Origin of the sequence: Streptomyces sp. SLBN-31 (assembly GCF_006715395.1) — a bacterium.
In the GTDB taxonomy this organism is placed as follows: Bacteria; Actinomycetota; Actinomycetes; order Streptomycetales; family Streptomycetaceae; genus Streptomyces.
Map to the genome: position 1 here is coordinate 1,988,323 of NZ_VFNC01000001.1, position 12,325 is coordinate 2,000,647.

General features: G+C 70.4%; 19 protein-coding genes. 13 read left to right on the plus strand and 6 right to left on the minus strand.

Annotated elements, in window-relative coordinates:
- The first annotated feature begins 39 nt into the window (after window positions 1-39).
- The 10 genes from FBY22_RS09115 to FBY22_RS09160 are packed head-to-tail and all read left to right on the plus strand — an operon-like array spanning window position 40 to window position 5,375.
- A complete protein-coding gene (locus tag FBY22_RS09115) occupies window positions 40-396 on the plus strand; it encodes a gas vesicle protein (RefSeq protein ID WP_142143953.1) in 357 nt (118 codons plus the stop codon).
- A 52-nt stretch (window positions 397-448) separates the two neighbouring features.
- Window positions 449-883 (plus strand): gas vesicle structural protein GvpA, encoded by a 435-nt coding sequence (locus FBY22_RS09120; RefSeq protein WP_142143955.1) that lies wholly within the window; start codon window positions 449-451, stop codon window positions 881-883.
- A complete protein-coding gene (locus FBY22_RS09125; protein ID WP_142143957.1) occupies window positions 880-1,650 on the plus strand; it encodes a GvpL/GvpF family gas vesicle protein in 771 nt (256 codons plus the stop codon). Before FBY22_RS09120 ends, FBY22_RS09125 begins: the two co-directional genes overlap by 4 nt.
- 5 nt (window positions 1,651-1,655) lie before the next feature.
- Window positions 1,656-1,919 (plus strand): gas vesicle protein GvpG, encoded by a 264-nt coding sequence (locus FBY22_RS09130; RefSeq protein ID WP_142143959.1) that lies wholly within the window; start codon window positions 1,656-1,658, stop codon window positions 1,917-1,919.
- Complete coding sequence (locus tag FBY22_RS09135; RefSeq protein WP_142143961.1) at window positions 1,916-2,644, plus strand: DNA primase; 729 nt, start codon at window positions 1,916-1,918, stop codon at window positions 2,642-2,644. The genes FBY22_RS09130 and FBY22_RS09135 overlap by 4 nt, the downstream gene beginning before the upstream one ends.
- Entirely contained in the window at window positions 2,644-3,795 is a 1,152-nt protein-coding gene (locus FBY22_RS09140) for an SRPBCC family protein (RefSeq protein WP_142143963.1), read from the plus strand. The genes FBY22_RS09135 and FBY22_RS09140 overlap by 1 nt, the downstream gene beginning before the upstream one ends.
- Entirely contained in the window at window positions 3,792-4,142 is a 351-nt protein-coding gene (locus FBY22_RS09145) for a gas vesicle protein (protein WP_142143965.1), read from the plus strand. The genes FBY22_RS09140 and FBY22_RS09145 overlap by 4 nt, the downstream gene beginning before the upstream one ends.
- Window positions 4,139-4,909: a GvpL/GvpF family gas vesicle protein gene (locus FBY22_RS09150; RefSeq protein ID WP_142143967.1), complete on the plus strand. Its 771-nt coding sequence runs from the start codon at window positions 4,139-4,141 to the stop codon at window positions 4,907-4,909. Before FBY22_RS09145 ends, FBY22_RS09150 begins: the two co-directional genes overlap by 4 nt.
- Entirely contained in the window at window positions 4,906-5,094 is a 189-nt protein-coding gene (locus FBY22_RS09155) for a gas vesicle protein (protein WP_058922134.1), read from the plus strand. Before FBY22_RS09150 ends, FBY22_RS09155 begins: the two co-directional genes overlap by 4 nt.
- The gene (locus FBY22_RS09160) at window positions 5,091-5,375 is read left to right on the plus strand and encodes a gas vesicle protein K (RefSeq protein WP_142143969.1); all 285 of its coding nucleotides are present in this window, start codon (window positions 5,091-5,093) and stop codon (window positions 5,373-5,375) included. Before FBY22_RS09155 ends, FBY22_RS09160 begins: the two co-directional genes overlap by 4 nt.
- Before the next feature lie 35 nt (window positions 5,376-5,410).
- Here FBY22_RS09160 and FBY22_RS09165 read toward each other — a convergent pair whose 3' ends face one another.
- Window positions 5,411-5,581: a hydrophobic protein gene (locus tag FBY22_RS09165; protein ID WP_142143971.1), complete on the minus strand. Its 171-nt coding sequence runs from the start codon at window positions 5,579-5,581 to the stop codon at window positions 5,411-5,413.
- 42 nt (window positions 5,582-5,623) lie between these two features.
- The gene (locus FBY22_RS09170; protein ID WP_142143973.1) at window positions 5,624-6,445 is read right to left on the minus strand and encodes a class I SAM-dependent methyltransferase; all 822 of its coding nucleotides are present in this window, start codon (window positions 6,443-6,445) and stop codon (window positions 5,624-5,626) included.
- Window positions 6,446-6,736: 291 nt separating this feature from the next.
- Here FBY22_RS09170 and FBY22_RS09175 point away from each other — a divergent pair, with 291 nt between their 5' ends.
- Complete coding sequence (locus FBY22_RS09175) at window positions 6,737-7,390, plus strand: histidine phosphatase family protein (RefSeq protein WP_142143975.1); 654 nt, start codon at window positions 6,737-6,739, stop codon at window positions 7,388-7,390.
- A 64-nt stretch (window positions 7,391-7,454) separates the two neighbouring features.
- Complete coding sequence (locus tag FBY22_RS09180) at window positions 7,455-9,074, plus strand: ABC-F family ATP-binding cassette domain-containing protein (RefSeq protein WP_142143976.1); 1,620 nt, start codon at window positions 7,455-7,457, stop codon at window positions 9,072-9,074.
- A gap of 13 nt (window positions 9,075-9,087) precedes the next feature.
- Here the strand turns inward: FBY22_RS09180 and FBY22_RS09185 are convergent, their stop codons facing one another.
- Entirely contained in the window at window positions 9,088-10,194 is a 1,107-nt protein-coding gene (locus FBY22_RS09185; RefSeq protein WP_142143978.1) for a Vms1/Ankzf1 family peptidyl-tRNA hydrolase, read from the minus strand.
- Window positions 10,195-10,250: 56 nt separating this feature from the next.
- Here FBY22_RS09185 and FBY22_RS09190 point away from each other — a divergent pair, with 56 nt between their 5' ends.
- The gene (locus FBY22_RS09190) at window positions 10,251-10,529 is read left to right on the plus strand and encodes a DUF6158 family protein (RefSeq protein ID WP_142143980.1); all 279 of its coding nucleotides are present in this window, start codon (window positions 10,251-10,253) and stop codon (window positions 10,527-10,529) included.
- A gap of 43 nt (window positions 10,530-10,572) precedes the next feature.
- Here the strand turns inward: FBY22_RS09190 and FBY22_RS09195 are convergent, their stop codons facing one another.
- The 3 genes from FBY22_RS09195 to FBY22_RS09205 are packed head-to-tail and all read right to left on the minus strand — an operon-like array spanning window position 10,573 to window position 12,206.
- A complete protein-coding gene (locus FBY22_RS09195) occupies window positions 10,573-11,115 on the minus strand; it encodes a type 1 glutamine amidotransferase domain-containing protein (protein WP_142143982.1) in 543 nt (180 codons plus the stop codon).
- 6 nt (window positions 11,116-11,121) lie between these two features.
- The gene (locus FBY22_RS09200) at window positions 11,122-11,778 is read right to left on the minus strand and encodes a diguanylate cyclase (protein ID WP_142143983.1); all 657 of its coding nucleotides are present in this window, start codon (window positions 11,776-11,778) and stop codon (window positions 11,122-11,124) included.
- Window positions 11,775-12,206 carry a CBS domain-containing protein gene (locus FBY22_RS09205; protein ID WP_142143985.1) on the minus strand — a complete coding sequence of 144 codons (432 nt, stop codon included), beginning with the start codon at window positions 12,204-12,206 and terminating at the stop codon, window positions 11,775-11,777. The genes FBY22_RS09200 and FBY22_RS09205 overlap by 4 nt, the downstream gene beginning before the upstream one ends.
- Window positions 12,207-12,325 lie beyond the last annotated feature (119 nt).

The window sequence follows — 12,325 nt, forward strand, 5'->3', positions numbered from 1 at the left end:
GCGGCTGATATTGCGGCCACCCGCAAACAAGAGGTGGCCATGTCTGACACAAAAGACTCACAAGAATCCCAGAATTCACAGAAGTCACAGAATTCGGACAAAGGGAACGGCATGACGAGCAGGCGGTCGAACCCGATGGAGGTGCTGCGCAACGCGCGCACCCAGCTCGCGGAGCTGACGGGCATGGCCCCCGAGAGCGTCTCGTCGTTCGAGCAGACGGACGACGGCTGGTGTCTCGAGGTCGAGGTCCTTGAACTGGCGCGAGTGCCGGACACGATGAGCCTGATGGCGAGCTATCAGGTCGACCTCGACAGCGACGGTCAACTGACCGGATACCGACGCGTCCGGCGATACGAACGCGGGCGGGCCGACGCACACAGGCCTGGCGGCCGTTAGGCCGCGCACCCGCTCACACTTCCGAAACCACAGACAAGGAGGCGCGGTCGGCATGACCGTTGTCCCGGCACAGCAGACCGGCGGTGGGGGCGGTTCCAGCGGCCTCTACGACGTTCTGGAACTCGTCCTCGACAGGGGTCTGGTCATCGATGCGTTCGTACGGGTCTCCCTGGTCGGCATCGAGATCCTGAAGATCGACGTGCGTGTCGTCGTGGCCAGCGTCGACACCTACCTGCGCTTCGCCGAGGCGTGCAACCGGCTGGACCTCGAGTCCGGCCCGCACAAGAACCCCGGCCTGCCCGACCTGGTCGGTGAGATGACCGAGTCCGGCGCGCGCGGCAAGTCCAAGGGTGCGCTCTCCGGAGCCGCCGAGACCATATCCGGCGCCTTCAAGCAGGCGCGTGACGAGGGGCGTGAGACGGAGACCGAGTCCCGGCCCCGCGCCCGCAAGTCCACCGCCTCGCGCAGGAAGGAGGAGCAGGAGTGAGCACGTACGTCTACGGCATCACCGCGAGTTCGCACCCCGCGCTGTCGGAAGACCTGGTGGGCGTCGGCGACCCGCCCCGCCAGGTGCGGGTCCTGCAGGCCGGCGAGCTGGCGGCCGTCGTGAGCGACGCGCCCGAGGGGCTGCGGCCCAAGCGCAAGGACCTGCTCGCCCATCAGGCGGTACTCGCCGAGGCCGGCGCCGCGGGCGTGGTGCTGCCCATGCGCTTCGGTAGCGTCGCACCGGACGACGACACCGTCACCGGTGTCCTCACCGAGCGCGCCGACCACTACAAGGAGCGGCTGGGCGCCCTGGAGGGCAAGGTCGAGTACAACGTCAAGGCCTCCCACCAGGAAGAGGCCGTGCTGCACCGCGTGATGTCCGAGAACCCGGAGATCCGCGCCATGACCGAGGCCAACCGGCAGGCGGGCGGCGGTAGTTACGACGACCGGCTCAGGCTCGGCGAGATGGTGGTGGCCGCGGTCAAGGCCCGCGAGGCCGAGGACGCGACCGAGGTCCAGCAGGCCCTCGAACCCCTCGCCGCGGACGTGGCCGCCGGCCCCGAGTCCAGCGGCTGGCTGCTCAACGTCTCCTTCCTGGTGGACCGCGACTCCGCCGACGAGTTCCTGGCCGCGGTGGACCAGGTCCGCAACAGCCATCCCCACATCGAGCTGCGCGTCAACGGGCCACTGCCCCCGTACAGCTTCGTGGAACCGGGCCCCGCCGAGCACGCGAGCTCCGCGGCAGGTCCGGGCATCGCCCAGGAGTGAGACCCGTGGGACTGATCAAGGAGCTGGTCCTGCTGCCCTTCGCCCCGGTGCGCGGAAGCGGCTGGGTGATCGGGCAGGTCGTGCAGGAGGCGGAGCGGATCTACTACGACCCCTCCACGATCAGGGCCGAACTCGCCCGGCTCGAAGAGCAGTTGGAGGCCGGCGAGATCGACGAGGAGGAATTCGACCGACAGGAGGACGAACTCCTGGACCGGCTTGAGACCGGCCTCCGCAGAAGCGGGGCCACAGGCAACGGGACGGCACGATGAACCGAGTGGGACTGGGCCTCGCGGTAGGGGCCGGATACGTCCTCGGACGTACCAAAAAAATGAAAATGGCGTTCGCGCTCGGCGGGCTCGTGGCCGGCAAGCGGATGCATCTGAGTCCGCGCGCGCTGGCGGACCTGATGTCCCAGCAACTGCAGAACAACCCGCAGTTCAAGGAGATCGGCGACCAGCTGCGCGAGGACCTGCGAGGAGTGGGCAAGGCGGCCTCCGGCGCGATGGTGGAACGGCAGATCGACGCCCTCGCCGACCGCCTGCACGGCCGTACCGCCCAGGTCCGCGACCAGCTGTCGGGCGTGGCCGGCAAGGCGACCGGCGGCCTCGACTCCGACGAGGAGGACGAGGACGCCGGGCGGGAGGACACTGAGGAGGAGGAACCCCGCGAGGAGTACGACGACGAGGAACCGGAGGCGGAGGAAGAGGAATCCTCGGACGCCGAGGACTCCGAGGACGCTGAGGACTCCGAGGACTCCGAGGACTCCGAGGACTCCGACGAGGACCGGGAGCCGGTGAGGCGGACCGCCAAGAAGGCGGCCAAGAAGGCACCGGCCAAGAAGTCGGCCGCGAAGAAGGCCCCGGCCAAGAAGACGGCGGGCAAGCGGACCGCGAGCAAGCAGGCCCCGGCGAAGAAGGCCGCCAAGAAGACGGCCGCGGCCGGGAGCGCCGCTCGCGGAGCCCGCTCCCGCCGGCCGAAGGGAGGCGGTGAGTGATGACCGATGCAGTCGGATCGGCCACTTCGGCCGCACGCGGAGCGACCGACAAGGCGTCACCGCTGACCGACCTGGCCCACAGCGAGGCCGCCGACCGGCTCAAGGCCGAGGCGCAGGAATACCTCGCCGCGCAGGCCACCCGCCTGCTGACGGGCGTCGGCCACAAGCTGGGCCAGACCACCGGCAAACTCAACGACATAGCCGAGGGCAACAGCCCCGGGTTCGCCAAGCTCGCCCTGGACGGCGGCCGCAAGCTCGCCGAGGGCAAGGGGCCGCTGCGCTCCGCCCTGGAACTCGGCGCCTCACGCGCGAAGGACAACGTTGTGAATGCCTTCAAGAACCTCGGTGGGGGCAAGGGCAAGCGCAAGAAGGGGGCGGGCAAGAAGCCGACGGTCATCATCGAGTCCGTCGACGTGGGCGTGGACCGGCGCACCGCCTACGACCAGTGGACCCAGTACCAGGACTTCAGCACCTTCGCCAAGGGCGTCAAGAGCGCGAGCCGCTCCGACGACACCCAGAGCGACTGGCAGATGAAGGTCTTCTGGTCCAACCGGAGCTGGAAGGCGAAGACCACCGAGCAGATACCGGACGACCGGATCGCCTGGTCCTCGGAGGGCGCAAAGGGCACCACCAGGGGCGTCGTCTCCTTCCACCGGCTCGACGACAACCTCACCCGGGTTCTGCTCGTCATCGAGTACTACCCCACGGGTCTGTTCGAGAAGACCGGCAACATCTGGCGCGCCCAGGGCCGCCGTGCCCGGCTCGACCTCAAGAACTTCGTCCGCTTCATCACCCTCAAGGGCGAGGCCGAGGACAGCTGGCGCGGCGAGATCCGCGACGGCGAGGTCGTCCGCAGCCACGAGGACGCGGTGGCCGAGGAGGAGGAGTCGCAGGAGAACCCGGAGGAGGGCTCCGAGGAAGGCGAGGAGGCCTACGAGGGCGAAGAAGAGGGCGACGAGGAGCCCGAGGGCGAGTACGACGAGGAAGAGGAAGGCGAGGAGGACGACGAGGCTCGCGGCGAAGAGGAGCCCGAGGAGGAAGAGGAAGTCGAGGAGGGCGAGGAGCCCGAGGGCGAGTACGAGGAAGAGGCCGAGGAAGAGGCCGAAGAAGAGCCCGAGTACGAGTACGCCGATGGTCGGGGCCGTCGATGACCATGGCCAGCCGGATGCCCGAACCCTACGGCCAGGGTTCGGGCGCCAACCTTGCCGACATCCTGGAACGCGTGCTCGACAAGGGCATCGTGATCGCCGGTGACATCCGCATCAACCTTCTCGACATAGAGCTCCTCACCATCAAGCTGCGGCTGATCGTCGCCTCGGTGGACAAGGCGAAGGAGATGGGCATCGACTGGTGGGAGGACGACCCGGCGCTGTCGTCCCGCGCCCGCCGCAACGAACTGTCCCGCGAGAACGCCGAGCTGCGCGAGCGGCTGGCCCGGCTGGAGCCGTTGGAGGCCGCCATCGCGGAGCGGGAGCGTGAGGAGGAGGAGAGGGCATGAGCGGACTTCGCTACGTCTACGCCGTCTGCCGCCCCTTCGGCACGCCACTGCAGGCACAGTTGAAGGGGGTGGCCGGGGATCCGCCCAGAATGCTGTCCCATCACGGCCTGATCGCCGTGGTCAGCCACGTACCGGAGCGGGACTTCGCGGAGGAGCCGCTCCGCCGCCGTCTGGAGGACCTGGACTGGCTGACCGAGACCGCGCGGGCCCACCAGAGCGTGATCGACGCGCTCACCGTCGTCACCACCCCGCTGCCTCTGCGGATGGCCACCGTCTTCCGCGACGACAGCGGGGTGCGCGTGATGCTGGAAGAGCGCGAGGAGGAGTTCCGGCGCATCCTCGACCGGCTGCAGGGCCGGGTGGAGTGGGGCGTCAAGGTGTACGCCGAGACCGAGCCGCAGCAGAGCGAGGCCGCCCCCGCGGCCAAGCCCGCGTCCGGGCGGGACTATCTGCGCCAGCGCCGGATGCGCGTGCACGCGAACGAGGACATGTGGCAGCGCACGGAGGAGTTCGCGAACCGGCTCCACAGCACGCTCTCCGCCTTTGCCGAGGACTCGCGGATGCACGCCCCGCAGAATCCCGCGCTGTCCGGGGTTTCGGGCCGTAACGTACTGAACGCCGCCTATCTCGTGCCCCGGCAGGATTCCGAGGAATTCGTGGAACTGGTGGACCGGACGAAGGACGAAACCCACGCGGACAGCGCCGGAATACGGGTGGAACTCACCGGACCGTGGGCCGCCTATTCCTTTGCGGGGGAAGAAGCATGACGGTAGTGGAACGCCGGGAGATCGCCCTCGTGGACCTGCTCGACCGGCTGCTGGCCGGCGGCGTCGTCATCAAGGGCGACATCACCCTGCGCATCGCGGACGTCGACCTGGTCCGCATCGACCTCAACGCCCTGATCAGCTCGGTGAACGAACAAGTTCCCTCGCCCTGGGGAGAGTTGCTATGACAGCCCGGAGCAACCGGCTGGACCTGGAACCCGACACGGTCGAACGCGACCTCGTCAAACTCGTCCTGACCGTGGTGGAGTTGCTGCGCCAGCTCATGGAACGCCAGGCGCTGCGCCGCTTCGACACGGGCGACCTCAGCGAGGAACAGGAGGAGCGGATCGGGCTCACGCTCATGCTCCTTGACGACCGCATGACCGAACTGCGCGACCGCTACGGACTGCGGCCCGAGGACCTGAACCTGGACCTCGGGCCGCTGGGACCGCTGCTGCCGCGCGAATGAGTTCTTTCTTTTTCGCGCGATTCAGTTTTTCCGGCTTACCACCTGTACCAGCGGCCCCTGCCACCGGCCGCTGTGGTGCCGCGTACCAGGAAGCCCAGCAGCCACACCACGAGAACCGCCAGAGCGATCCACCAGAGTGCCTTCAGTGCGAATCCCGCGCCGAAAAGAATCAGCGCCAGGAGCAATACGAGAAGGACGGCAATCATAATGTGAACCTCCTGTTGTCCGGGTATCCCGGAAAAGGAGATTCAGGCATCCTTCCGGCACAGGATCTCCCCATGGAGTACGGCGAACCAGCCGTCCTCCCGTGCTCCCCACTCCCGCCAGGCGTCCGAGACGGCCCTCAGCTGTTCCCGCGTGGCGTGCCCGCCCTCGGTGGCGCGCTCGGCGTAGGCCGACTCCAGCGTCCGGTCCGCCCACAGCCCGCTCCACCACTGCCGCTCCTGCGGTGTGGAGTAGGTCCACGTGCCGGAGGTGGCGGTGATGTCGGTGAACCCCGCCCGCAGCGCCCAGGACTTCAGCCGGCGCCCGGCGTCCGGCTCCCCGCCGTTCGCACGCGCCACCCGCCGGTACAGCTCCAGCCAGTCGTCCATCCCCGCAGAGGCCGGATACCAGGTCATGGCTGCGTAGTCCGAGTCGCGGACGGCGATGAACCCGCCGGGTTTCGTCACCCGCCTCATCTCGCGCAGCGCCCGCACTGGGTCGCCGACGTGCTGGAGCACCTGATGGGCGTGGACCACGCAGAAGGTGTCGTCCGGGTAGTCCAGGGCGTGCACGTCCGCGACCGCGAAGTCGATGTTGGTCAGGCCGCGTTCGGACGCCGTCGCCCTGGCCTGGTCCAGGATGCCGGGCGCGTGGTCGACGCCCGTGACATGGCCGTTTGGGACGAGGGCCGCCAGGTCCGCGGTGATGGTGCCGGGGCCGCAGCCGATGTCCAGGATCCTCATGTGGGGCTTCAGCGAGCCGAGGAGATAGGCCGCGGAGTTGGCGGCGGTCCGCCAGGTGTGCGAGCGCAGCACCGACTCGTGGTGCCCGTGTGTGTAGACGGCGGTCTCCTGCGGCTTCGACATGGCTGAACTCCCCTGTTCGACGCTTCGTCGGTGCGCTTCACCGTACGCCCGCATGTCGAATGATGAGACCCACGTTTTGCCATATGGACTGACGGGCCGTCAATTCCCGGCTCATGGGGCGATAGACCCTCAGCCTCCGCACCCGCGAACACGTCGCTCGGGAAGTGCACGCCCGTGTGCACCCGGACAGCGCCACGGCCAGCGCCACCGGAGCCACCGCAGTCCGGCGGGTACCCTGAAGTGCCCGTTTCCTGCCCGGCGGGCGGCGACCGAGACACGAAGGCTCCCTGAATGCGTCTGCTCCTCATACGCCACGGCCAGACCCCGTCCAACGTCGAGGCGCTGCTGGACACCGCCGTACCGGGAGCGGTCCTGACCGCACTCGGCGAGCGGCAGGCGGCGGCCCTGCCCGAGGCCCTGGCCGACGAGGACATCGAGGCCCTGTACGTCTCCACCCTGGTGCGCACCCAGCTCACCGCCGCCCCGCTGGCCGCCGCCCGAGGGCTCGAGCCGCTGGTGCGCGACGGCATCCGCGAGGTGTCGGCCGGTGACCTGGAGATGCTGCCCGGCGACTCCGAGCACGGGCTGCTGTACATGAAGACGGTCTTCGCGTGGGCGGCGGGGGAGACGGAGCTGAGGATGCCCGGCGGCGAGAGCGGCACGGAGGCGCTGGCGCGGTACGACGCCGTCGTCGCGGAGGCCGCCGCGAGCGGGGCCGGCACGGTCGCCATGGTCAGCCACGGCGCCGCCATCCGCATGTGGACCGCGGCTCGCGCGGACAACGTGGACGTGTCCTTCGCCGCCGACCATCCGCTGCGGAACACCGGCGTGGTCATCCTGGAGGGCTCGCCGCAGGACGGGTGGAAGGCGCTGTCGTGGGCGGGGGCGCTGGTGGCCCCCGCCGGAGAAGGCGGACCGGCCGGCCGCCCCGTCGACACCGAGTGACGGACCTGCCACCGACCGATAAGGGTTTGCCGTCCCCGCGCCGCGGCCCGGAGAATGCCGCCTCATGGGACATCTGGAAGCCGCGCACCTCGAGTACTACCTCCCCGACGGGAGGGCGCTGCTCGGCGATGTGTCCTTCCGGGTCGGCGAAGGCGCCGTGGTGGCCCTCGTCGGACCCAACGGGGCCGGCAAGACGACCCTGCTGCGGCTGATCTCCGGCGAGCTGAAACCGCACGGCGGGACCGTCACCGTGAGCGGCGGCCTGGGCGTGATGCGGCAGTTCGTGGGATCCGTACGGGACGACACGACCGTGCGCGACCTGCTCGTGTCGGTGGCGCCGCCCCGGATCCGCGAGGCCGCGCAGGCCGTCGACCGGGCCGAGCACGCCATCATGACCGTCGACGACGAGGCCGCGCAGCTGAAGTACGCGCAGGCCCTCGCCGACTGGGCCGAGGCACGCGGCTACGAGGCGGAGACCCTGTGGGACATGTGCACCATGGCCGCACTCGGGGTGCCGTACGACAAGGCGCAGTGGCGGCAGGTGCGCACCCTGTCCGGCGGTGAGCAGAAGCGGCTCGTGCTGGAGGCGCTGCTGCGCGGCACCGACGAGGTGCTGCTGCTCGACGAGCCCGACAACTACCTCGACGTGCCGGGCAAGCGCTGGCTGGAAGAGCGGCTGAAGGAGACCCGCAAGACCGTCCTCTTCGTCTCCCACGACCGTGAACTCCTCGCGCGGGCGGCGGAGAAGATCGTGTCCGTGGAGCCGGGCCCGGCCGGCGCCGACGCCTGGGTGCACGGCGGCGGCTTCGACACCTACCACGACGCCCGGCGCGAACGCTTCGCCCGCTTCGAGGAGTTGCGCCGCCGCTGGGACGAGAAGCACGCCCAGCTCAAGAAGCTGGTGCTGAACCTCCGGCAGGCGGCCAGCATCAGCCATGAACTCGCCTCGCGCTACCAGGCCGCACAGACCAGGCTGCGCAAGTTCGAGGAGGCGGGCCCGCCGCCCGAGCCGCCGCGCGAGCAGGACATCAGCATGCGGCTCAAGGGCGGCCGTACCGGCGTCAGGGCCGTCACCTGCGAGGGCCTGGAGCTCACCGGCCTGATGAAGCCGTTCGACCTGGAGGTCTTCTACGGCGAACGCGTCGCCGTCCTCGGCTCCAACGGCTCCGGCAAGTCCCACTTCCTGCGGCTGCTGGCCGGCGAGGACGTGGCGCACACGGGAAGGTGGAAGCTGGGGGCGAGGGTGGTGCCCGGGCACTTCGCCCAGACCCACGCCCACCCCGAGCTGATGGGCCGCACCCTGCTCGACATCCTGTGGCAGGAACACTCACAGGACCGGGGCGCGGCCATGTCCCGGCTGCGCCGCTACGAGCTCACCAACCAGGCCGAGCAGGGCTTCGACCGGCTCTCCGGCGGCCAGCAGGCCCGCTTCCAGATCCTCCTGCTGGAACTGCAGGGCGTCACGGCCCTGCTGCTCGACGAGCCGACCGACAACCTCGACCTGGAGTCCGCCGAGGCGCTCCAGGAGGGCCTGGAGGCCTTCGACGGGACGGTGCTCGCCGTCACCCACGACCGGTGGTTCGCCCGTTCGTTCGACCGGTACCTGGTCTTCGGCAGTGACGGCCGGGTGCGGGAGACCCCGGAGCCGGTGTGGGACGAGCGGCGCGTGGAGCGGGTCCGGTAGGCGGACGCCGCGCTCACGTCCAGCGCAGCAGGGCTCCCAGGCCGCCCACCGGGACCTCCCGGTCCGTCGCCGCCGACACCGACAGGGCCGGGGCTCCGGTGGCCACCGCCGACCGGATCAGCGCATCGTCCGCGCGGGCCGCCCAGGAGTGCTGTTCGCCGAGGATCTTCAGGTCCGTGCGGCGCACCGCCAGCTGGTCCGGGTCCTCGCCGATCCACACCTCGCGGTGGGCGTCGGGCCCGTCCGGGCGGATCAGCAGCTCGTCGATGCGGTGCTCGCGGGCCGCCTCGACCAAGGCCGGGACCCCCTCCACCGCGCCGGCGTGACCCTCGCCGTCCGGCTCGCGCGCCGACAGGAAGCGTTCCAGCTCCCGCTCGGCCCGCCGGCGCACGTGCTCGTCACGGGTGTTCTCGACGTCCTCGTCCAGCAGCCTGCTGCCCGTGCCGTGCGGCGCCTCGACGGCCAGCGCCTGCAGCTGCTGCGGCAGCCGCTCGTGCACGGACCGCCGCTCCCGGTCGTCGCCCACGAGAATCAGCAGGTCGGCGCGGGTCTCCTCCTGACAGGCGGCCAGCGCCCGGGCGATCTCGGCCGCGTTGTGCTCCCAGGTGTTCTCCACCTTCAGCTGGAAGTGCCGCTCCGACCAGTCGACCGTGCTCGTGCGGTGCACCGGCCACTGGCGGCCGGTGACCGAGCCGGCGTCCTCCCGCCCCATCGCGCTGCGCAGCTCCAGGTCCGCGCCCTTGCGGTCCACGTACGCAACCAGGCACACGGGGTCCTCCCCGGCCAGCTCCAGCAGGGGTGCCGTGTGCGGCAGCGGCGCCCAGTGGGCGCTGTCCCGCATCGGCGGCCGGGCCAGCGGCGGGTCGAGCACCACCTCGCCGGCCCGGGCGAACAGGGCGCGGCCGTGGGGTTCGGAGGAGTGCTGCAGCTCGTCCAGGGCCGTCCGGACGGCCCGGCACGTCTCCTGGTCCGCACCCTGCCGATCCAGGTCCCGGGCCAGCGCCACGGCCGTCAGATGCCGTTCGTGAGGTGTGTCCTCCGTGTGCCGGGAGGTGTCGACGTACACGGAGGCCCAGGGCCCCGGATGTTCGTAGAGTGGGTGGAGAAACGCGAGATCCATGGCTCCCTCCCGGATGCCGCTTGGGGTTGTTGCCGCCGGGCGGGTACCCGGACCGCATGGACGAACACGACGAGCGGGACACCACCATGACCGGAGTCGACGTCGGCAGGCTGGACGACCAGCAGCTCATGAAGGAGCTGGAGACGATCCACCGCACACGCCACGACACGCTGCTGTACGGCTCCAGCGACGCGCTGCGGGCCCACAACGACCGCATGGCCGAGCTGGAGGGCGAGTACCTGCGCCGCAATCCGCAGCGCATGGTGGCCGCGGGCCGCACCCGGGAAGGCGCCCGGGAACGCCGGAGCGGGGAGTCGATGACTCCCCGCTCCTGACGGCACCGCTCACCGGGGCACCGGCGGCCGGTCCGGGAGGCCGTCAGCCGGCGCCCTCGGAGAACACGTGCAGGAAGGCGTCGCAGAACGCCTTCAGGTCGTCCGGCTTGCGGCTGGTGACCAGCTTGTTGGTGCCGTGGTCACAGATCTTCACCTGCTCGTCGACCCAGGTGCCGCCCGCGTTGCGGATGTCCGTCCGCAGGCTCGGCCAGGACGTCAGCACCCGCCCCCGTACGACGTCCGCCTCGACCAGCGTCCAGGGCGCGTGGCAGATCGCGGCGACCGGGCGGCCCTGGTCGAAGAAGTCCCGCACGAACGACACGGCCTTGTCGTCCATGCGTAGGAAGTCCGGGTTGGCCACCCCGCCCGGCAGGACGAGAGCCCCGAAGGAGTTCGCCGAGGTCTCCCCGACGACCTCGTCCACGGGGAACGTGTCCGCCTTGTCGAGGTGGTTGAACGCCTGGATCTCACCGGATTTCGTCGACACCAGCACGGGCTCGTGGCCGGCGTCCTTCGCCGCCTGCCACGGGTCGGTCAGCTCGATCTGCTCGACACCCTCCGGTGCGGTCAGGAATGCGATACGCATGATGTCTCAACGTCCTTTCGGCGCACGCCACTCGGCCTCGTCACCGGTGGCACGCTTCTTGTTCCGACGGCCCGCGCGCACACAGCGCACAAGCTCCTCGCCGTACGGCAGCAGCACGCACGTACCGATCGCGGCGGCGATCCCGGCGAGGTAGCCACGGGACAGAGGTCGCCGCCGCGGCACCAGCCGCCAGGCGTCCGGGTCGCCGCCGCCACCGCGCAGCAGCTTCCTGACCTGGTCGGCGTGCAGGCACGTCAGGGCGGCCAGCGCCGCGAACGGCAGGGACTCCAGGAAGCTGTGGATGTGCTGCTCGACGGGCTTGACCTCGCGGTCGCTCTCCACCGCCGTCCGCACGTCCCACAGCGCGGTCGCCTCGTGCACCGCGGCGCCGCCCAACTGCACCGCCAGCAGCAGAGGGTTCACCTCATAGCGCAGGGTCAGCGCGATGGGGAGGCCGACCTCCGCCATCATCAGCGAGTGGATCAGCGACTCCTTGGTGCCCGCCGTGTCCTCGATCCGGGTGCGCCGGTGCATCGCCCAGTCGGCGAGGCCCGGCACGAACCAGCTCGGCAGCAGGCCGTACAGCAGGTAACGGGTCGTCACGTCCCCGACGTCGACCTTGACGCCGGTGGCACTGATCTCCGCCGCCTGGCCCCGGCTCACGCGGTGACACCGCCCGTCGGCTCGGCCCGGCCGATCTCGGCCAGCGCCGAGTCCGGGTCCTCGGCCACCGCGAGGTCCGCGAGGCTCACCACACCGACCGGCAGCCCGTCCTCGACGACCGGCAGACGGCGAACGGCGTGCGTGCGCATCAGCGCGACGGCCGTCCCGACGGGATCGTCCGGACCGATCACCACCGGATCCGGCGTACACACGGACCGCGCGCTCACGGTGAGCGGGTCGATCCCCTCGGCGACCGCGCGCACCGTGATGTCGCGGTCGGTGAGCACACCGACGATCCGCTGTCCGTCGGCCACCAGCACATCGCCGATGTCCTGCGTGCGCATCAGCTGCGCCGCCTCGACAAGTGACGCGTCGGGGCGGACGGCGACCACGCCCGGCGTCATGACCTCCCTCACGAAATCAGCCATCACAGTCGGCCCTTCCTCCGTTCCCCGGCCGGTGGGAGCAACGCGGCCGTCGTCGGCATGACGCCGCCCGCAGTACCCCTGGGGCCGGGGGCTATGCGTACGTGGGGCAGAGGGCCCGG